The 20777-nt window shown below is 69.3% G+C and carries 17 protein-coding genes and 1 pseudogene; 10 read left to right on the top strand and 8 right to left on the bottom strand.

Annotated features, from left to right (window positions below):
• Nucleotides 1–103: 103 nt before the first annotated feature.
• The gene (locus MTF69_RS08960) at nt 104–640 is read left to right on the top strand and encodes a TerD family protein (RefSeq protein ID WP_243332328.1); all 537 of its coding nucleotides are present in this window, start codon (nt 104–106) and stop codon (nt 638–640) included.
• A 166-nt stretch (nt 641–806) separates the two neighbouring features.
• On the opposite strand, the gene MTF69_RS08955 is transcribed toward MTF69_RS08960, so the two are convergent.
• Complete coding sequence (locus tag MTF69_RS08955; protein ID WP_243332326.1) at nt 807–1439, bottom strand: TetR/AcrR family transcriptional regulator; 633 nt, start codon at nt 1437–1439, stop codon at nt 807–809.
• Nucleotides 1440–1672: 233 nt separating this feature from the next.
• Here MTF69_RS08955 and MTF69_RS08950 point away from each other — a divergent pair, with 233 nt between their 5' ends.
• Genes MTF69_RS08950 through MTF69_RS08940 form a run of 3 tightly spaced genes read left to right on the top strand, consistent with a single transcriptional unit; the run spans nt 1673 to nt 3755 of the window.
• Nucleotides 1673–2560: a phosphatase PAP2 family protein gene (locus MTF69_RS08950; RefSeq protein WP_243332324.1), complete on the top strand. Its 888-nt coding sequence runs from the start codon at nt 1673–1675 to the stop codon at nt 2558–2560.
• Nucleotides 2557–3429, top strand: a complete 873-nt coding sequence (locus MTF69_RS08945) for a hypothetical protein (RefSeq protein WP_243332322.1) — start codon at nt 2557–2559, stop codon at nt 3427–3429. The genes MTF69_RS08950 and MTF69_RS08945 overlap by 4 nt, the downstream gene beginning before the upstream one ends.
• Nucleotides 3430–3434: 5 nt before the next feature.
• On the top strand, nt 3435–3755 hold the full coding sequence (locus tag MTF69_RS08940; RefSeq protein ID WP_374322506.1) for a hypothetical protein: 321 nt from the start codon (nt 3435–3437) through the stop codon (nt 3753–3755).
• Between the two features lie 90 nt (nt 3756–3845).
• On the opposite strand, the gene MTF69_RS08935 is transcribed toward MTF69_RS08940, so the two are convergent.
• On the bottom strand, nt 3846–4181 hold the full coding sequence (locus MTF69_RS08935) for an NUDIX domain-containing protein (protein ID WP_243332318.1): 336 nt from the start codon (nt 4179–4181) through the stop codon (nt 3846–3848).
• Nucleotides 4182–4249: 68 nt separating this feature from the next.
• Here MTF69_RS08935 and MTF69_RS08930 point away from each other — a divergent pair, with 68 nt between their 5' ends.
• The 4 genes from MTF69_RS08930 (at nt 4250) to MTF69_RS08915 (ending at nt 10348) form a co-directional block, all read left to right on the top strand.
• Nucleotides 4250–5881, top strand: a complete 1632-nt coding sequence (locus tag MTF69_RS08930; protein ID WP_243332315.1) for a site-specific integrase — start codon at nt 4250–4252, stop codon at nt 5879–5881.
• A gap of 86 nt (nt 5882–5967) precedes the next feature.
• Entirely contained in the window at nt 5968–7758 is a 1791-nt protein-coding gene (locus MTF69_RS08925; RefSeq protein WP_243332312.1) for a hypothetical protein, read from the top strand.
• Nucleotides 7755–9914 (top strand): integrase, encoded by a 2160-nt coding sequence (locus tag MTF69_RS08920; protein ID WP_243332310.1) that lies wholly within the window; start codon nt 7755–7757, stop codon nt 9912–9914. The genes MTF69_RS08925 and MTF69_RS08920 overlap by 4 nt, the downstream gene beginning before the upstream one ends.
• Complete coding sequence (locus MTF69_RS08915; RefSeq protein WP_243332308.1) at nt 9911–10348, top strand: hypothetical protein; 438 nt, start codon at nt 9911–9913, stop codon at nt 10346–10348. The genes MTF69_RS08920 and MTF69_RS08915 overlap by 4 nt, the downstream gene beginning before the upstream one ends.
• Nucleotides 10349–10379: 31 nt before the next feature.
• Here MTF69_RS08915 and MTF69_RS08910 read toward each other — a convergent pair whose 3' ends face one another.
• The 6 genes and pseudogenes from MTF69_RS08910 to MTF69_RS42825 form a co-directional block, all read right to left on the bottom strand.
• A complete protein-coding gene (locus MTF69_RS08910) occupies nt 10380–10553 on the bottom strand; it encodes a hypothetical protein (protein WP_243332306.1) in 174 nt (57 codons plus the stop codon).
• Nucleotides 10554–10842: 289 nt separating this feature from the next.
• Entirely contained in the window at nt 10843–11355 is a 513-nt protein-coding gene (locus MTF69_RS08905) for a hypothetical protein (RefSeq protein WP_243332305.1), read from the bottom strand.
• 2 nt (nt 11356–11357) lie between these two features.
• Nucleotides 11358–12353 (bottom strand): hypothetical protein, encoded by a 996-nt coding sequence (locus MTF69_RS08900; protein WP_243332303.1) that lies wholly within the window; start codon nt 12351–12353, stop codon nt 11358–11360.
• Nucleotides 12354–12375: 22 nt separating this feature from the next.
• Nucleotides 12376–12879, bottom strand: a complete 504-nt coding sequence (locus MTF69_RS08895) for a hypothetical protein (RefSeq protein ID WP_243332301.1) — start codon at nt 12877–12879, stop codon at nt 12376–12378.
• A complete protein-coding gene (locus tag MTF69_RS08890) occupies nt 12876–13403 on the bottom strand; it encodes a proprotein convertase P-domain-containing protein (protein WP_243332299.1) in 528 nt (175 codons plus the stop codon). Before MTF69_RS08890 ends, MTF69_RS08895 begins: the two co-directional genes overlap by 4 nt.
• A 46-nt stretch (nt 13404–13449) precedes the next feature.
• Nucleotides 13450–13518 (bottom strand): annotated as a pseudogene (locus tag MTF69_RS42825) (proprotein convertase P-domain-containing protein); the annotation flags it as partial.
• A 511-nt stretch (nt 13519–14029) separates the two neighbouring features.
• Here MTF69_RS42825 and MTF69_RS08880 point away from each other — a divergent pair.
• Together MTF69_RS08880 and MTF69_RS08875 are read left to right on the top strand one after the other, a co-directional pair.
• Nucleotides 14030–20206 (top strand): RHS repeat-associated core domain-containing protein, encoded by a 6177-nt coding sequence (locus MTF69_RS08880; protein WP_243332646.1) that lies wholly within the window; start codon nt 14030–14032, stop codon nt 20204–20206.
• 76 nt (nt 20207–20282) lie between these two features.
• Nucleotides 20283–20732 (top strand): hypothetical protein, encoded by a 450-nt coding sequence (locus MTF69_RS08875; protein WP_243332297.1) that lies wholly within the window; start codon nt 20283–20285, stop codon nt 20730–20732.
• Nucleotides 20733–20777 lie beyond the last annotated feature (45 nt).

Genomic DNA, 20777 nt, shown 5'->3' with positions numbered 1-20777 from the left:
GTCCCGCCCCCGGACTGGCCGGGAACGTACGGTCGTTCGAGCCCCGGGGCGGGACCCGTGACAGCATGGGAGGGCAACACACGGTGGTCGGAGGGGGAGTTCGGTGAGCGGAGTACGCAAGGGCCTGGCCAAGGTGGAGATCGCGCTGCGGTGGGATCCCAGCCCGGCGGGAGCGCCCGTCCACGATCTCGACCTGCTCGCCGCGGTGTACGCCGCCGCGGACCCGTACGGGGAGCCCGTCCACCTGGTGCACTTCGGCAGCCGCGCGCCCGACGGCACCATCACGCTGAACCGGGACAGCAGGACCGGGCTGGGGCTGGGCTTCGACGAGGTGATGACCCTCGAACTGAACCGGATCTCCGAGGAGTTGGTCCGGGTCGTGGTGGGGGTGGTGATCCAGCGGCCGGGCGGCGGCCCGGCGCTGACCTTCGCCGACGTCGCGGGAAAGGGACTGCGCATCCGGGAGGGCTACACGGATCTCGCCGTGGACGACCTCACGGGCTTCGGCGCGGCGAGCGCGGTCACGGTGGCCGAGTTCACCCGCGACGCCGCGGGGGTCTGGTCGATGGACCCGGTTCTACGGGGCTTCGACGCCGACCCGGAGGAGTTCGCGCGGGCGATGGGCGCGGCCCGGAGCTGAGCCGGCTGTCCGGCTGATCGCCGCACGGACCGGTCGGCGGCCACTCCGCGAGGGAGTGCCCGCCGTCCGGTCCGGGGGCTGCGCTGCCACCGTCCCCACGAGGCAGCGCGAGCGGGTCGCCGCCCGGTCATCGGGGACGGCGGCCCGCTGGTTCAGGGGGCCCCGTTCAGGGGGCCCGGTCCGCCTCCGGCGCGGCCGCGCCCAGCGCCGGCAGCAGGCAGGCGTCGACGAACCGTACGAGGTACTCGGCGTCGGCGTAGCGGCCCTCGAGCACGGGCCGGATGCGCAGTACGCCCATCAGCTGCGCCGGCAGGAACTCCACGGCCGGGTGTCCGGGGGCGAGCTCGCCCCGCGCCACGGCCCGCGCGACGATCGCGCCGAACGCCGCCAGCTCCGGCTCCACCAGAGCCTCGCGCAGGGCCGCCTTCAGCTCCTCGTCGCTCAGCACCGCGTGTCCGAGGGCCTGCATCAGCCGGGTGTCGCGCCCGGAGGTGCAGGCGGCGATCCGGGCCGCCTCGCGCAGGTCGCCCGCCAGGGTGCCGGTGTCCACCGCGGCGAGGGTTCCGCGCCGGTCCGCGCGCAGGGCGGCGGCGACGAGCTGCGGTTTGGTCTTCCACTGCCGGTAGAGCGTGGACTTTCCGCAGGTGGCCCGGGCGGCGATCTTCTCCATGGTCAGCGCCTCGTAGCCGTCCTCGCGCAACTGCTCCAGGACGGCGTCGTAGAGCTGCTGCTCCCGCTCCGGTGTGATCTTGGAGCGGCGCGCGGGGGCCGGGGCGGCTTCCGGCGTCGGCGACATCATGGCGGCTCTCCTCGATGCGGCGTGCTGCGTGTCACGTGGTGCGTGTCACGTGGTGCGTGTCACGTGGTGCTGCTCGCGGCCGCGATATTCCGGTCGCGCCGCAGCGGGCTCTAGTGAAAGTCTACGGGAACGCGAGCGTATCGGTACACACTCGTATCGATACGAGAATGTATCGATACACTGGTGTGTCGATTGTGAGCCGTGTAGCCGTGTACAGGAAGCGAGACCGGGGGATGACCTCCCACACCACACCCGTCGGGGCCGGCGCGGGGCCGGGCGCCCGTCTCCGCCTCATGCGCGAGCTCCTGCTCGTCGTGGGCCTCTTCGCCGTCTACAAGTGCGGCCGTACGCTCTCCACCGGCCGCACGGACGAGGCCTTCCGCAACGCCACCCGGGTCTGGCACGCCGAGCGCACCCTGCACCTGCCCGGCGAAGGCCTGGTCCAGCGACTGCTCCTGCACAGCGACGCCCTCGTGCACACCGCTAACACCTACTACGCGGCCGTGCACTTCCCCGCCACGGTGCTCTTCCTCGTCTGGCTCTACGTACGCCGCCCCGCGCACTACCTCTGGACCCGCCGGGTCCTGGCCGTCCTGACCGGCGCGGCCCTCGTCATCCACCTGGCCTTCCCCCTCGCACCCCCGCGGATGCTGGGCGCGGCCCACCTGATCGACACCGGCCAGGTCTACGGACCGACCGTCTACGGTGCCGCGCCCGCCGCCGACACCATGGCCAACCAGTTCGCCGCGATGCCCTCCCTGCACTTCGGCTGGGCGCTGATGCTGGCCCTCGGCATGATCGCCGTGACCTCCTCGCGGTGGCGCGCCCTGTGGCTGCTGCATCCGCTGGTGACCCTGCTCGTGGTCGTCGGCACGGCCAACCACTACTGGCTCGACGCCATCGTCGCCACGCTGCTCCTCGGGTCCGCCCTGCTGCTGGTCCCGCGCCCGGTCGGCCGTTCGCTCGTCACCCGGCGGAGCGTGCCGGGCCCGCGTGCGGTGCCGGTTCCGGGTCCGGTGCCGGCGGGTGTCGGCGCCGGTGTGGGTGTGGGGGCGGGTGTGGGTGTGGGTGCCGGTGCGGCAGCCGTGGATCCCATGGAGCCCGTAGGAGCAGTCCGGTGAACTCCACGCTCCTCGCCGTCCTGCTCTGCCTCGCCGCGGCCGTCACCTACGCGTCCGCCGCCGTCGCGCAGGAACGCCTCGCCCGCCGAGGGGTCGCCCGCAGCACCGCGGCGCTGCTCGGCAACGGCGCCTGGTGGTGGTCGGCCGGCCTGAACGCCGCCGCCGCGCTCCTGCACGCCGCCGCCCTGCGGTACGGGCCGCTCACCCTGGTCCAGCCGCTCGGCGCGCTCACCCTCGTCGCCGCCGTACCGCTGGGCGCGCGCGGCGCCGGGCGGCGGGTCGTGGCCAGCGAGTGGCGCGGCACCCTGGCCACCGTCGTCGGCCTCGGCCTGCTCCTGGTGCCCGCCTCCGGCCCGTCCCCCGACGAGACCCTGACCCTGGCCGAGGCCCTCGCCGTCTCGGGAGCCACGGCCGCGGTGATCATGCTGCTGACCGCACGGAGCGACACCCGCTCGGGGCTGCGCCACGCGACGGCGTCCGGGCTGGCCTCGGCGGCCGCCTCCGCCCTGACCCAGACCGTCGCCGTGGCGGGTGGCCGCGGCGGGTCCCTGCTCAGCGTCCGGGTCGTCTCGGTGGCGCTGCTCGTGGTGGTCTTCGCGGTCGGCGGGATGCTCCTGTCCCAGCGGGCCTACCGGGGCGGCCTGGGCGCCCCGCTCGCGGTGGTCAACCTGACCAACCCGCTGGCCGCGGCCGCGATCGGGATGATCCTGCTCGGCGAACGCATCCAAGGCGGCGCGTTCGGGGTCCTGTTGGCCGCGGCGGGCGCGCTCGCGGCGGCCCGGGGCGTGCTGCTGCTCACGCGGACCCCGCAGCAGACGGCGGCGGCCGTTCCGGCTCAGGCCGCGCCGATGGCCGGTGTGGCAGCATGAGTCGTATGGCTGCCGACGACGGTTCCTTCCTCTCGCTCCGCTCCAAGAGTTCGGTCCTCTCCATCGGGTCGGTGGGCTCCGTCCTCTCCATCGGGTCGGTCGGCAGCGTGCTGTCGGTCGGCTCGATCGGCTCGGCCCTGTCGGCCGCCTCGGTGGGATCCGTACTGAGCGCGGGCTCATTCGCCTCCGCCCAGTCGACGTGGTCGGTGCTGTCCTGGCGCTCCCGCGGCGGATTCCTGGCGGCGGGGGCGGCGGGCGCCGCGGTGCTGGGCTTGGTGGCGGTGGCCGCGCTCAGGTCCGTCCCCGTGCCCCGGCGGCATGGCTGAGAACCGTTTCCCCCATTCAGGGGTCTCCCTCTGCGAGACCTGAACGGACGTCGCGACTCGGCAACTCCCGCAACTGACCGGCGGCCCCGGTCAGTGCTCCATGTAGGCCACCGTGCCGGTACGGCGGGCCGCATCGATCTCGCGCAGGCGCGCGAAGTTCGACGGGGTCATGAGCGCCTCCCACTCCCGCACCGAGTGGACCCGTACCTCGCTGTGTTCCCCGGGGTCGAGGACGATGGCGGCGATCTGCTCGTCGGTGAGGGTGCCGCCGTCGAAGAGGAAGCCGATGTGGTTCGCGGGCCATTCCTCGCCGCGGTGCGCGATGAACTGCGTGCCCAACAGCTTCCGCTCGCCCTCGAAGGCGATGCCCGTCTCCTCCAGGCACTCCCGGAGCGCGCACTCCCAGGGCGACTCGCCGTGGTCCATGTTCCCGCCGGTTCTTTAGGCTGTCCAGAGTTGTCGGTTAAGACTGCTCTGGGGGAGCCCCTTCGGACGTGTTCGATCACTGGCGGGTGGACTTCTACGACCTCACGGTTCCACCTCGACTACTTGATGATCCCGACATCCTCCGTTTCGGAGACCTGAACGAGCGGGCGGCCAACAACAGGGCTCGCCATGGCACTCCCGTTCTCCTGCCGCCGTCAGGAAGGCCGGACAGTCGGATTAATCTGTTCTTCCGTACGGGGAAGATGGCTACGGCAGCACCACTGACGATGCGGCGGTACGCCTACACGCTAGTTGTCTGGCTGGATTTCCTGACGGCGATAGGCCGTTCCTGGAACGAAGCAACCGCTCGCGATGTAGAGGCGTTCAAGGGCTGGCGCCTGACCGACATGCGGAACTATGAGCGAATTCAGGCGACTTCGTTCGACACGGACCGCGCCGGACTCAACACCTTCTACACGTGGGCGTCGGGCTGGTACGGCATCGCGAACCCGGTGAAGACTGTGCCCGCTGCCGGCACCGATTCAGCCGACGCCTCGCTCCACAGCTCGGGCGGCGCCGAGGACCACCGGTACTCGAATCGGCGACGCGATCCCCTGCGGCCCGCTGGTTCGAAGCGCCGCCAGGTGAAGTGGCTGCTTCGGCCCGCGCTGGAGCAGTGGCGTGACATCGGTCTGCGCGGCTACGGGTTCGATGGATACCGGAAGACCGGCTGGCGGGGGTTCAACGAGGACCGCGACGTGGCCTTCGTCGACGGGCTGTACGGCACCGGGCTGCGAATCAGGGAATGGGCCAGCATCCTCGACATCGAACTGCCGACGGTGGGCAGGGCGGGACTGCATCGAGCCTGGCTCGCCGCGGAGTGCATCAAGGGCGGAGGTGAGGGGCGCAATTACTGGATTCCACGCCGCAGCTTGCAGTCGGTCCTGGGTTACATGGACACGATGGAAGGGTCGCGGACCGAGGTGATCCGCCGTGCTCAACGACGCGGTACATACGAGAAGTTGCGTGGCATCCGGATCGTTTCCGGGCGTGGTGGTCTCGGCCGGACGATCCACGTCGAAGGACCGGCCGGCCTGGTTCCGATGTCTCTCGATGTGCTCTGTCCGGATGAGCGGCAGCTACTGTTCCGGCGTACGCCGCACGGGTTGGAGCCGCTGTGGGTCTGGCTGTCCATCACCGGACAGCCGAAGAAACCGTATTCCTGGGAGGACACCTTCGACGCCGCCAACGAGCGCGTCAAGGAGGCCTGGGTCCGGTCAGCCGATCCTGATCGCCAGATGACCGAGGAGAACCGCGAGCGGGCGAGGAGCCAGTGCCCTCTGTGGGCGACCCCACACATGCTGCGGCATTCGTTCGCATTGAGGTGGTTCTCCATCCTCAGCCTCGTCGAGGAGCGCAGGCTCACGGGGTTTTCCGATGAAGAGGCGGCTGACCTGCGAGATCGGATCGGCGACTTCTGGATGCAGTTGGCGATGTTGATGGGCCACAGCCATCCGGACACCACCCGCGACCATTACCTCGAGCCGTTCACCGGCCTGCAGGTCTCCTATCTGATGGAGTTGCTGGACGACGAGGAGCAAGCCGGTGTGGACGCCCTCGTGCGGGCGTTCGCGTCCGCGGGCGGCTCGACGCTCGGACCGGCAAGCGTCTCCACCGCTCGCCTCGAGGCGTCATCGTGAGCGCCCCGGGGCGAGGCGGGCGGCGGGCATCACTGCCTCCGTCCGGATGGCAGGCGCCCGAGCGGCTCCTCACCACGGCTGATGGGATGGGCACAACCGTCGTCTTTTACCAGGAGAAGACCGGCAAGAGGCGCGAATTCGACTGTTCGGCCTTCCCTGTTCCACAGCCGATGCTGGAGTGGTTGTGTCGACTGATGGCCGATCGCTTCAGCGCCCGCAGTGGCATCAAGAGCATCGGCACGGCAAGGATCACCTACCTCGTCGCCAAATGGTTTGCCGAGACCGTCGATGGTTGCGCCGTACCGGCGAGCACCCCTGCGGACCTCGCTCCCGCGCACATGGAGGCTTTCCGGGACCGCTACAGAGACAACCCAGAGACGTCGCGCAAGTACATCAAGGTCCTGCGGCTGCTGCTGAGGGGCAGCACCGATCTGCCTCAACCGTTCCGGGACGATTTGCTCCGTACCCGGCTGCCGGCTGCCGAGGCTGCTCCCGAGCTCGACTCCTACACAGACTGGGAGTGGCAGCAGATCATGACCGCGCTTCGGCGTGACGTTCGAACAGCCCGGGACCGTATCCGTGCGGGGAAGCGCACTCTGGTGCGGTTCAGGGCCGGAGAGCTTGCGGTCGGCAGTGATGAGGAGGCTCTGGGGCGGCTGCTGGACGGGTTCGCCCGGACCGGTGACGTTCCACGCGACGGCTTCGGTAACGCCGACGCGCATACACGAGCCCATGGCGGCGGCTATATCGGGGTCGCTCAACGGTTGTGCCTGTCCCAGCACGAGGCGACGGCCTTCGCCCTGCTGCTGGCCGCCCTGACCGCCGAGAACTTCGGCACCGTCGCCACGTGGCCAGCCGCACACACCCGCCCCGATGGCGGATTCGGGCCCGTCAACGTCGCTCTGGCCGAGGAGGTGAAGCCGCGCCGTGGCCCGGAACGCGAGCACATGATCGTGGCGCTGGAGGATCTGCCGTCCGGACTCGCCTCGGTCATCAACACCGAGAGTCCGGACGCCAGGCTCTTCCGCTCTCCTCTACGTGTGTACGAGCTGCTGCTGGAACTGACCGAGGTCGCACGCACGCTCAGCGGAAGCAGGGCAGCGTTCGTCAGCCACGCGCCGTGGTCCGCCAAGACCTCGGGTGAGGTCTGGACCTCCATCGTCGACCGGCGCAACTGGGCAAGGACGCGCGGCTTCCCCATCAGATCCGCCAAGGAGTCCGTGCAGGGGACGAAGCCTGCGGTCACCGTCGGACGGATCCGGCAGACCGCGCTGGAGATGCGTCGCCAGCCGGTCGCACAGACCGGAGCCACGCTGAGGGACCATTACCTTCGGCGGAGTTCGACGGTGCGCAAGCAGAGCAAGCAGGTGGTGGCAGAGGCCCTCCGCGCGGAGGTGACCAAGGCCCGTTCCGTGACGAAGGTCCCGGTGTTCAGGGCGGAACTCCTCGAGCGCGCTCTGCGCGACCTGGAGGCGACAGCGGCAGAGGTGGGGCTGACCCCGCAGGTCCTCAAGGACATGATGGCCGGGGAGAGCGACACGGTGGCGACCGCGTGCGTCGATCATCTCGCCCGGCCCGGATCGCCGCCCGGTGAGCCATGCACGGCCTCGTTTCTGGCATGCCTGGGCTGCGAGAACGCGCGGGCACTGCCGCACCAGCTGCCTATCCAGACCGCCGTCCACGACCGCCTTCTGGCCCTGCGGCCTCACGTGGAGCCCGCCGGGTGGCACGCGCGCTACGGGGAGGCCGTCGCCCAGCTGCAGGACATCCTCAGCACGTACACCGCGTCCGAGCTGCGGAAGGCACGAGCTGACCTGAGTGACCGCCAGGCCGATCTGGTGGACGACCTGTTGAACGGACGGATGGACCTGCGGTGACCACGCTACTGCCCCAACCAACGCCCGACGACGATGCTCCCGGCGACATCCTGTGGCCGGACAGCAACGTCCTCGTCCTGCGCAACCGCCCGGTACGCATCGGCACCGCGCCGGAACAACTGTCGCGGTTCGGAGACGACGTCTGGCACGTCAGACCTGCCCACCGGGACGCGCACACCGCCCTCCCCGCGATCTACTGGACGGGCTTCCCCGAACGACTCCAGCGCCACTTCAAGGCGTTCTTCCTCGCCACGCTCGACCACGCGTGCCCTGTCAGTCCCTACGGCTGGCAGACACCAGGCGCGCAGATCAGCATCGGCAGCTTCCCCCATCTGCTCCTGAACTGCCGGGTACTCGCCTGCTGGATGGGCGAGCGCGGCCTTGAGGACCTATCCGAGTTCAACGACAGCGACCTGGACGCCTACCTCTCCCACGTCCTGACCCTGTCTCACCACGATGACCGCAAGGCCGACCTGATCGGCGCCGTCAGAACCGTGTGGCTGTTCCGCGAGCACCTGCCCGTCGAATGCCGCATGGGGTGCGGATACCCCTGGCCTGGCAAGACCGCCAACGAACTCGCCGGGATCACCTCCCCACGGAGCAAGGAGAACAAGAGGCCCCGGATCGCCGACGAGACGATTGAAGCCCTACTGAACTGGGCCATCACGATCGTCGAGCAGATCGGACAGGACATCGCCTCCGCCCACCGGGAGTACAAGGCCCTTGACGCCGGCGCGCATCCATCACAGCGGCAGTTCACCGGCTCGCGCAGGGAGCGGTTCACGGCCTACCTCGACCACTGCAAGCGGCACAACCTCGCGCTGCCAGGCCGTGAGACCGACTGCGGGATTGAGGCCAGCAACCACATTCTGCGTCTGATCGGCATCGAGAAGAGCCTTCGCAGCGGACTGAGCGACGCCGAAAGCGGCCTCATCGAGCACAGCGGGCTGCCCATCGCCCGGACCCAGCCGGTGGGAACCATCACAGGCCTGGTCAACGGCATCCCCTGGCGGAAGGAACCGATCGACACCGGGGAACTCGACCGTCTGGTGCTGATGGTCAGCGCCGCCTGCTTCACGGTCATCTGCTACTTGTCCGGAATGAGACCGGGAGAAGTGCTGAACCTGCGAAGGGGCTGCCGCGGCACGGACGAGGAGACGGGCGAACTGCTGGTGCACGGGTACCGAGGGAAGGGGTACAACCGTGCACCCGACGCTCCCCACCAGACCGAACCCACCCGGCCATGGGTCGTCGTCACTCCCGTCCATGCCGCCATCGACCTGTTGGAGCGGCTGCACGACCTCCCGCTGCTCTTCCCCGCGAGCCTCGTGGCCGCGTACGAGAAACGCCCGCCGACGACGAACGCCCGCACCGGGACCAGCATGAACAACGACATCCAGGCCCTCATCACCTGGGTGAACACAACCTTCCGCCGGGCCCACGGCCAGGACGCCATCCCCGCCGACCCCCACGGCCGCATCAACGCCAGCCGCTTCCGCCGTACTCTCGCCCGATTCATCGTCCGCCGTCCACGCGGGCTGATCGCGGCGGCACTTCAATACGGCCACCTGCGAACCAAAGTAACCCTGAGCTATGCAGGGAGTCCCGATTCCGGCTGGCTCACGGACCTCGCGGTGGAACAGCTGGAGATGGTCATCGACCAGATCTGGGAGGACGCCGAGTTCCTGGAGGCTGGTGAACACGTCAGCGGCCCCTCCGCCACCGAGTACCGCACCCGGCTCAAGCAGGCCGTGTCCTTCGCCGGCCGCGTGGTCGCCACCCGCCGCAACGTTGAGCGGATCCTGAACACGAACGACCCCGCCGTCCACCATGGTGAGGGCATGACCTGTGTCTGGAAGGCGTCGACCGCCGCCTGTCGAGCCAACAAGATCAAGCTCGGCCTGCCGGCGAACGACATGCCGGACGAGGGCGAGTGCCAGTCGACATGCACCAACCTCACCTACAGCGACCGTGACATCGAGGAACAGAGGCTGCGGCTTCGACGCCTGACCCACAGTGCGGAAGACCCGCTGGCTCCGAAGCCCCGGCGGGAGCGCGCCGCCACGCTGGCAGCCCAGGCCGCCTACGTGATCAAGCGGCACGAACAGACCAGATCTCGCACCGCGAGCGAGGCCCCTCAGGAGGACGCTTCATGACCACTCGACGCCCCCGCGACCTCGAAGCCGAGCGGGCGGCTCTTCGGGCCGCCGCCAGCCGCCTGCTCGCCGGCACACCGCTTCGCTCGCTTTCGGGCAAGCTCACCGCCACCGAGTTGCTGACCGAAGCCGGGCTTCGCCGCGATGCGGTCTACCGCGACCACAAGGACCTTGTGGAAGAGTTCCAAGCCCGGATCCGGGCTCAGGGCTCCACCCCGTCTGCCATCCAGAAGGTCATCGACGACAACGCCGAACTCAAGCGCAAGCTCGCCGAAACGAAGGAGGTACTCGGCAAGGAGCGCGAGATCTCTGCCGCCCTGCGGCGGATCGTCTGTGAGCTCGACCTGGAGCTCACCCAGGCCCGCGAGGAACTAGGCAGTGACGCCGCCGTGACCCGCCTTCCAGCCCCGCGACGACGGCCATCCAGGCGCTGAGGGAACGCTTGGACCGGCGGGTTGGCTGGGCCTACACGACGGTCCTCTCGGTGTCCGGGACGGCCGCCGTGTGGTCGGCATAGGCGTCGCTGTTCTGCTGGTGGTCGACGGCCAGGCCCAACAAGCCGACGGTACGACCTGGACACCCGGCGGTGAGGAAAGTGCCGAGCTGGTCCTTCTCGGGTGCCGCGTGCCGGACGGCCATCACGCCAGCCTCGCACTCGGGCTGCCCGATCAGCTGTAGCCGATGCCTATTCAGGCGGCCACCGCTTGCCTATAGGCCAGCTCCGGATTCGTTGAGCAAGCCCTGAGAGGGCGTTAAGTCCGTTTCTGGTAGCGGCCTCGTCCGGGTTGGGTGAGGAAGCCCTGGCGACCCAAGACCTCACCTCTGCAGCGTAATTACCCGCTGTCCAGGTTCAGGGGTGAACTTCACCAAGCGCGACGCGCACGCCGCCAATAATGCCCACTCGCTGCCACCAGCCCGCACATTCACATCAGCCTTCGCCGGACGTCCGCCGCAGCTCGATCCTCAACGCCGCTAGGTCACGTACGCCCTGCACGATCACATGCGTCACCACCGACTTGCCGGGGGCTATCTCGCCGTCGGAGTCCACCGTTCCCTCCCACAGTGAGTGCGCCCCCTCGCCGCGTGAGGAGTACACGCTCAGGCGCATCTCGATGCGCCGCTGCGCATCGCCGGGGTTGGTGAGCACGACGGGGATCTTCGCCAGGCGCATGTCCTGGTCCTCCCATACCGCCACGTGGGCGGTGGCGACCGTCTCCCCGCCTTCGCGGCCGGTGGCGACGTCAGGCCCCAGGTCGGCTCGCTCCGAAGCGGTGAGGACGTCACCGACGGGCCGCTCGGCGGGCGCCGCTGTGGCCACCGTTGCGGGGTCGCCGAATTCGGATTCCATGCTTCTGGCGAACGTCACCCCGCCCCACACCGTGCCGCCGGCGATCAGGCCGCCGATGAGCAGAACAGCTCCCACGCCTTTGTAACGGGCCACGATCAGCCTTCCATTCTCTTGCCGGCCTCGCTGACGGCAGCCTCGCTCTTGTTCTTGATGGAGTCGAGGACGGGCCGCTGTTCCGCGATGACCGCCGTTTGGCTCTTCGACTCCTCGGAGAACCAGGTTCCGACCAAGCCGGTCTCAGCCTTGCAGTCGATCTCCGCCAGGGCCAGTGCGATCTCCTGCGGGCCGGCGGGCGCGCCTTCGGGGCGGGTGACGGAGCGGGGGGCTTCGAACGGGTCCTTGAAGCTGGGATGGCCCTTGCCGGTCATGCAGGCCGACCAGCTCTTGAACGCGGCGACGACGGCGGGGGCCTTCATCGACTCGGTGAAGCTGTTGCCGTTCAGCTCGGAGACGCGGGTCAGCTCGTCGGCGGTGGGCGCGTTGATCTCCCGATCGGCCCATCCGCCGCAGCCGCGTTCGTGGATCTTCTTGCCGTTGTAGCTCTCGCGGGCCTTCTCGCCCGCTTCCATGGGCGTGTTCGGCGCTGCCTTCTCGCCATGCCCGGTGGGGCCCTTGCGGCCGGTGAGGACTTCGGTCTGGACCGCATCGAGCTTGGGGAGCAGCTGCTTGGTGCGGGGCTTCATGTCCCCGGGCAGGCCGTAGCCGTACGTGGCAGCGGTCTCGCGGTTGGTGAGCCCGTAGCGACGCTCCATGTTGGCGTCGTTCTCGGTCGGCGAGGGGTTGAGCCCATGTGCCGGGAGCTGTACGTCAAGTCCGTAGGTCTTCATGCAGTCCTGGGCGAGCAGGCGCTTGCCGTTGCCGATGGTGACGGTGTCGGCGTAGTCCTGCATGTAGGTTTCCAGAGGCAGGTTCAGGCCCTTTGCCAGGCCCCGCTCGGGTGCGGCGGGCGGGAAGACCTTGCTGTCGGCGACCGGGCTGGGGGCGGCGGGGGCGGCGGCAGGGGTCTGGCTTTCGGGGGTGGCGCACGCGGTCAGCAGCACGGCCGCGGTAGCGGCGGTGAGTGCCAGGGCAGCGGGGGTGCGGGTCTTCATGGAGAGCAGGTTCCTTCTCGGGTCAGGCGAAGTGCTGCGAGGCGTTGTTGTTCTTCAGCGCGGAGATCAGGTTGACCCAGTTGCAGCCCCAGCCGACGGCGCCGATGTACTGGGAGGTGCCGCCGTAGCCGGAGTTGTAGTAGACGCGGTAGTTGTCCGCGGCGGCGCAGTTCTCGACGGACGCGGCGTTGTTCTTGACGTACTGGCCGTGGCCGTTGGCGGCGCCGTCGAAGACGTAGCGGTAGGTGACCAGGGTGGAGCCCTGGTAACCGCTGGAGCCCTCGTAGTTGTTGACGTTGCCCCAGAACCGGGCCGCGGCCGACACGTACATTCCGTCCTTAACCGCGAGTTCCTTGCTGTTGTAGAACAGCCAGAGGTCGCCTTCGGTGCAGTTGATCCACGGGACGTCGCAGTTGTCGGAGACGGTGCCCGGGGCTGTGTGCGCGGCGGCAGCGGGGCTCATCAGAGCCAGGGCCGCGGCGGTCACGGCCAGGGCCGTGCCGGCGCGGCGCGTCAGGTTGTTCATTCACGTGCCTTTCGTTGCAGAGGAAGGCGGGCCGCACCTCGGGGAGGGCGCGGCCCGCCGTTGCCGTTGTTCGTGCCTCGGAGGATCAGAAGCGGATGACGACGTTGTTGGCCGGTGTCGCCCGCCGGTACGTCGTCGACGCGCAGCTTCCACCAGCCGTTGGCGGGGACCGCGGAGGTGCCCACGGTGTAGACCTTCTTCAGGTCCCCGGCCCTGTTGATCTGCCCGGACAACTGGAGCAGGTGCGCCGAGCCGTCAGGGGCGACCAGGTCGATCTTGAGGTTGGCCAGGTACTGGTGGCTGGCGTCCACGTAGACCTCGAGCTTGTTCGAGGCGGACCCGACCAGGCCGTCAGCCTTGGTCCACAGCTCCACGTACGCGCCGGCGGCGTCCGGGATGGCCATCTGCCTCTGGTTCTCGTAGGCCGGAAGCCCCAGCGACCAGCCCTTGAGATCGCCGGTGTAGCCATCGGTGACCTTGAGCTTCGGTGCTGTTCGCGACGGCTTCGGGGGCGTCGGCCCCATAGGTGGTCAGGGCGCCGCCGGGCTCGGCGTCGTAGGGCTTGAGCGTGTACGCCTTACCGTCGGGGGACTCCAGCGTCAGACGCAGGTTGCCGATCCGGGTGTGGGTCAGGTTCACCCACACCTGAGTCGGGCCGACCGTGCGCCCGTCCGCGCATTCGCCGGTGAATTGATCTCATTCGCACTGTTCTGCATGTCCTTCGGTGTCACTCCGGCCGAAACCAGCCCCCGGAGGCCCCAACTCCGGTATGGCGCGAACAGTAGACCACGAGAACGATCAGTGGCACCACGGCATCTCACCAAACGCGCCGGCCGGGCCGCTGACCTGCGATGTTGAGTCCAGAACCGACCCAACTCGGGACACCGGGCCGCCGTTTGGTGAAGATCGAATAACTCCTCGCTGTGAAATAGCCGATTTTATGCCCCGTTGGCCATCTATTGGATCTTTACGTCCGGGCTAACTTCCTGATGCTCGCAGCACAGGATGCGGCGGGCGTCCAGCCATTATTGATCCAACTTTGGGGTGTAGTTTGTCTTCCCGCATGCCCTGGTCCGCTCCTGAGCGCGACCGCAACTTCCGAAGAGTCTCCGGACGAAGACGGTCCGTCGCCGGCAGCCTGGCTCTCGTGATGGCGGTCTCCGCCCTCTTCGGCGCCGAAGGCGCACTCGCGGCTCCCGTGACGGCGCCGGCAGCCGGTACGCAAGAGCCCAAGCAGGTCCCGGTGTCGGCCGCGGACATCACGTCCGCCCGCGTGGCCGCACGCCTCTACGGAAAGCGCGTCGAGGCACTGTCCGAGCGCACCGAGACGTCGACGACGTGGGCGAACAAGGACGGTTCGCTCACCACTGAGCTGGCCGCCGGACCGATCCGGTTCCAGGACGCGGCGACCGGCGAATGGCGTGATGTCGATGTCGAGCTGGCGGCCGCGCCGAACGGCTCGGTGGTCTCGAAGGCCCACCCGCGCGGGCTGACGCTCTCCGGTAAGCCCGGCGCCAAGGCCACGTCGCTGCAGGCGGCACAGTCTTCCCCGGCCACCGATCTGGTGACGCTCGGGCAGGGTGACGAGGCGATCACCCTGCAGTGGCGTGGCGGTCTGCCGGCTCCGAAGCTGGACGGTACCCGCGCCACGTACGAGCAGGCCGTTCCCGGCGCCGACGTCGTGGTCGAGGCGACCCGTACGGGATTCGAACAGTTCGTCGAGGTGAAGGCCAAGCCTGCCGCGGCCCTCTCATACACGCTTCCCCTCAGGACCAAGGGTCTGAAGGTCGAGCAGCAGGCCGACGGCAGCGTGCTCTTCACCGACAAGAAGTCGAAGAAGACCGCGACGATGCCGGCGCCGGTGATGTGGGACGCCACGGTCGACAAGGTCTCGGGTGAGCACACCCGGCGGGCCAAGGTCGGCATGAAGGTCGTCAAGGCCGAGGGCGGGGTGGACCTGGTCATCACCCCGGACGCGGAGTTCCTCGCGGACCCGGCCACGAAGTACCCGGTCACGGTGGATCCCTCCACCGCGGCGCTGTCGAACGTCTTCGACACCTACGTCCAGCAGGGCGAGACCGTCGACTGGTCCAACGACACGGAGCTGGACCTCGGCAACCCCGGCACGAAGAACGCCGACAACTCCCCGCGTACCGCGCGCTCCTTCGTCACCTGGAACACGGCGCCCGTCTCCGACGCCCTCGTGATGGACGCGAAGCTCTCCCTGTGGAACTTCCACTCGGCGAACACCGACTGCGTCTCGTACCCGTGGGAGGTGTGGTCCGCCGGCGCGTCCTCCACGTCCTCGCGCTGGGCCGCGCAGCCCGCGTGGAACGCGAAGAAGGCGACCTCCACCGAGACGGTCGGCAACCCCGCCTGTACCGCGGCCCCCGACGGCTGGATCAATGCCAACGTCACCACCCTGGTGCAGGAGTGGGCGTCCGCCAAAGCGCCTCTCGGCCACATGGGCCTCCGCGCGTCGGATGAGGCCGTCGTACCGCAGTGGAAGCGGGTCAACTCCGCGAACGCCGCCGCGAACCCGCCGAAGCTGACGGTCACCTACAACTACCGGCCGAAGACGGGCACCCGCCAGGAGGCCGGTCCGCCGTTCTTCTCCTACGGCGGCGACTACGTGGTCAACACCGCCACCCCGACGCTGCGGGACACCTTCACCGACGCCAACGGCGACAAGGTCAACGGCACCTTCCAGATCTTCGACTCGGGGACCGATACGCAGGTCGGCAACGTCCTCGCCTCCGCCTACGTTCCCTCGGGACAGGTCGCCTCGGTGACCGTGCCCGCGGGCGTGCTGACGAACGGCAAGACGTACAAGTTCCGCACGTCTCCCCACGACGGCACGCACTACAACCTGACCTGGTCGGCGTGGAAGACCTTCACGGTCGACACCACCGCACCTTCCGCTCCGACCGGCCTGGGCTCAACGGACTACCCGTCCAATGCCTGGGTCAAGGGCGCCGGACAGCCTGGCAACTTCACCGTCACTCCGCCGGCCGGCGACCACCAGTGGTTGGAATGGACCCTGGACGGGACCACGTGGACCAAGACGGAGACGGGAGGCGCCGGAGGTGTGAAGACGCTCTCCGTCGCGCCGCCCAGGGACGGCACCCACACCCTCCAGGTCCGCACGGTCGACAGGGCGGACAACAAGTCCGAGCCTGTCGAGTACACCTTCCATGCCGGCCCCGGTGGCTTCGTCCAGCCCGGTGACGGCGAGATCACGGCACGCAGGCTCCCGCTGATCGCAGAGGCCGACTCAACCAAGTACGACCAGGTGTCCTTCTCCTGGCGCCGCTCCGAGGCCGACCCCTGGGTGCAGATCCCGGCAGGGCACGTCACCTCCGCCGGTACTCCGCTGACCGCCTGGCCCGTCCCGCTTGCCGGCGGAAAGAACGCCCCGTTGGTCTGGAACGCCACCGACACCGTCAACCCCGACGGCACCGTCCAGATCAAGGCCGACTTCACCGGACCCAACAGCGCCTCCGGCAGCACCCAGCCGCTCACCGCGGTCATCGACCGCAACGCGGAAGGCGCCGACTCGGACGAGATCGGCCCCGGCACGGTCAACCTGCTGACCGGCGACTACACACTCTCCGGCACCGATGTCTCCGCCCTGGGCCTGTCGGTCTCCCGCACGGCCTCCTCGCGCACCCCCGGCAAGGGCGCAGAGCAGGAGGGTCAGGCGGCCATCTTCGGCAAGGAATGGGTCTCCGGAGCCACCGCCGAGCGCGTCGCGTCCGACTACACCTACGTCCGCCGCGTCTCCGACACGGCCGTGGACGTCGTGACCACCGGCGGCGACTCGATCCACTTCACCGCGAACGCCGCGCAGAACGGCTGGGTCCCCGAGCCAGGCGCCGAGCAGCTGGTGCTGACCGGCAGTGTCACCGGCTCCTTCACCCTCACCAACAACCAGGGCACGGTCACCACCTTCACCAAGACCGTCCCGGCCGTCGCCACCTGGCAGGTCTCCAGCATCGTCCAGGACGGCCTGACCAACTCCACGACGACCACGCTCTCCGAGACCGTAGTCGTCAACGGCAAGACGTACGCGCGCCCCAAGCGCATCGCCGCCCCCACCTCGGCGGCGAGCGCAGGCACGTGTACCTCGGCTCCGGACACCAAGGGCTGCCGGGTACTGGAGTACGTCTACGCGACCACCACCACCGCGACCTCCCTTCTCTTCGGCGACTTCGCGGGCCAGGTCAAGGAGATCAGGCTGTGGTCGACCGAGCCCGGTGCGGCCACCGCGACCGCCAAGACCGTTGCCAGCTACCTCTACGACGACGCGGGCCGACTGTGCCAGTACTGGAACCCGCAGATCAGCCCCGCGCTGAAGACCGAGTACGGCTACGACTCGGCGGGCCGCGTCACCGGCCTCACCCCGGCCGGCGAGCTGCCCTGGACCTTCACCTACGGCCAGGCCGGCAGCTCGGCCACCGCCGGTGACGGCATGCTGCTGAAGGTGTCCCGCTCCGGGCTCGCCCAGGGCAGCGCCGATGTGGAGCAGGGCACCGCACACATCTCGGTCGCCTACGAAGTGCCGCTGACCGGCACGAAGGCCCCGTACGCCATGGGCGCCACGGACGTACGTACCTGGGGCCAGGTGGAGGCGCCCACCGACGCCACCGCCGTCTTCGCCCCCGACAGCGTCCCGGCGGCCCACTCGGGCGACGCCCTCACCGCCGCCTCCTACGGCCGCGCCGGAGTCCACTACCTCGGAGTGTCCGGCCAGGAAGTGAACACGGCCGCCCCCGGCGGGCACGTCACCAGCCACGAGTACGACCGGTTCGGCAACACCGTGCGCGAACTGACTGCAGCCAACCGTGCACTGGCCCTCGGCCTGACCGCCTCGGACCGAGCCAAGCAGGCCGAGCTGGGCATCGCGCAGCTGGCGCCCGGGGAGCGCGCGAATCTGCTGTCCACCACCACCGGGTACGACGGCAGCGGTACCCGCGCACTCCAGGAGTTCGGCCCGCTGCACCGGATCGACCTCACGGCGGACCTGAAGGACGGCACCACCGTCCTCGTCCCCGCCGGCACCTCCGTCACCGCCCGCTCCTGGACGGTCAACGAGTACGACGCGGGCCGCCCCACCGACGGCACCGCCAAGGTCAAGAACCAGATCACCAAGGTCACCACCGGCGCCCAGGTACGTGAGCACCCGACCGTCCAGGGCGAGGCCCGTGTCACGCAGTCGGTCTACGACTGGGCCAAGGGCCTGCCCACGCAGAAGATCAAGGACCCGGCCGGACTGGCCATCACAGAGAAGACCGAGTACGACGCCCAGGGCCGCGTCACCAAGAAGCTGCTGCCCGGAGCCACCGGCACCGACGCCGCGACCCGAGTGACCACCTACTGGTCCGCCACCGGCACCGGCACCTGCCAGGGCCGCCCGGAGTGGGCCGACCAGGTCTGCACCACCGGTCCGGCGGGCGCCATCACCGGCGGCGGCACCAACCCCTCGCAACTGCCGACCACCACCACCGAGTACGGCTGGTGGGGTAACGCGGCCAAGAGCACCGAGACCGCGAACGGCACCACCCGGACCACCGCCACCACGTACGACGCGGCGGGCCGTCCGACCAAGGTCACGATCACGGCGGGCATCGGCCAGGCCGTCCCCGAGGCGACCACCGAATACGACACGGCCACCGGCCGCCCGGTGAAGACCACGTCCCCGACTGGGGGCACGATCACCAGGGCGTACGACAAACTGGGTCGCCAGATCTCGTACAGCGACGCCGACGGCGGCATCACGACGACCCAGTACGACCTGCTCGGCCGCCCCGTCAAGATCACCGACAACGCACCGTCGACTACCACCCTCACCTACGACACCACGGCCGACCCCCGGGGCATGGCCTCCTCGACCAGCGACTCCGTCGCCGGCGCCACCGCAATCACCTACAACGCGGACGGCCTGGTCAGCACCGAGAAGCTGCCCGGCGGATACACCCTCGGCATCGTCACCGACTCCACCGGCGCCACCACCGCCCGCACCTACACCCGGGACAGCGACGGCACGACCGTCTACGCCGACACGGTGGCCCAGTCCGCGCACGGTCAGGTCGCCACCCATGCCGGCTGGTCAGCACAGTCCTACGGCTACGACGCGGCCGGCCGCCTCAAGACGGTGGACGACACCGCCGACACGGTCTGCACCCGGCGCACGTACGCCTTCGACAACCGCAGCAACCGCACCTTGCTCACCCGTGCAGGCGCCACCCCCGGCGCCGACTGCACGTCCACCGGAGGCACCTCCACCACCTTCACCTACGACAGCGCGGACCGAATCGTCGACGCCGGCTACGGCTACGACAACCTCGGCCGCACCACCACCGCCCCGGGCAGCACCAACGCGTACTACGCGAACGACCTCGCCCACCAGCAAACGGCCGGCACCCTGCGCCAGACCTGGCAGCTGGACTCCGCGCTGCGCTACCGCTCGTGGACGACCGAGACCGCCAGCGGCGCCAACTGGACCCAAACCGCGTCCAAGGTCAACCACTACAGTGGTGACGGCGACAGCCCGCGCTGGATCACCGAGAACATCACCACCAGCGCCGTGACCCGGCACATCACCTCCGCGACCGGCGCGCTGGCGGCCACCACCGGCAAGACCGGTGACGTGATCCTCCAGCTCACCAACATTCACGGCGACGTCGCGATGCTGCTCCCGCTCGACACGTCCAAGGCCCCGGTGGCCCTGGACGCCGACGAGTTCGGAAACCCGCGCACCGGACAGCAGTCCGCCCGCTACGGATGGCTCGGCGGCCAGCAGCGCTCCTCCGAGACGGTGACCGGCACCATGCTGATGGGCGTGCGCATGTACAGCCCGGCAACCGGGCGCTTCCTCACCTCCGACCCGGTGTACGGCGGCTCGGCCACCGCGTACGACTACGCCAACCAGGACCCGGGCAACCAGTTCGACCCCTCGGGCCGGATGGCGTATGTCCGCACCTGCGGAACCAGCTGGAGATGGTGGGGGTACTCGTTCTCGTGCACCTTCTATGTCACCCGATTCCACACCAAGATACTCAAGGAGGACCTCGGTACCCTGGGCGCCGCCGGCGCGGCAATCGCCGAGGTCTACCTGTGCTCGCGCCTCACCCACCCCGTGGCGATCGGCGCGTGCGTCGCGCTCGCCTGGGCCTACACCTGGTGGTCGGTCCACCACATTAACGCCGCGACGGAACGCGGCGGGTGCTTCACCTGGCAGATGGGTGCCACCGTCAGCTACGGCTGGGTGTCGAGCTGGGCCCGGCCCGGCAACGTGAGCTCTGGAAACCGCAACTGTAGGAGTTAGCCGAGTGGGGCGTGGGGGCCCGGTCGGGCCCCCACGCCCCACCAACCAAAGCAAAGGAAAGTCAGGTGATGCCGCGGTGCGGCACACGGAAGGAAACGTCGAACTGCGGCTGACCGCCGCACAGGTCACCGTCCCGGTCGTCCTGGGCCTCGCCCTGGCGACGGGCCTGCTTCAGCTGGGCCTGCGGTGGACCGCGGACCCCATGACGGCCGCCGAACTTCGGGACTGCGCGTACGCGGCCGGCGCGGGGGTCGTGGGCGCGCTGGTCCTGCCACGCCTCAGGGGGGCCCGGCTGACCCCCGAATACCTGGCGGCCTTCACAGCCTTCGGGCAACGAGAGCGCCGCATCCCCTGGGCGAACGTCTTGGGCATCGACGTCCACCGCACCGCCGGAGTGCGGTCCGTGAGTGTTCGCCTCGTGACCGGCGAATGCCTGACCCTGGCGGCCCCGATGTCGTTCCTCGACCGGCGGTTCGACGCCCGAGTGACGGAGCTGACCGACTGGTGGGAGAGCAATCGGCGGTGAATGGCATGCTTCAGGCCCCTCCGGGCATCGCCCGGAGGGGCCTGA

This window comes from Streptomyces sp. AP-93 (genome assembly GCF_022808175.1).
GTDB lineage: Bacteria > Actinomycetota > Actinomycetes > Streptomycetales > Streptomycetaceae > Streptomyces.
The sequence above is the reverse complement of the archived record's forward strand: the minus strand, read 5'-3'. Positions and strand labels throughout refer to the sequence as shown.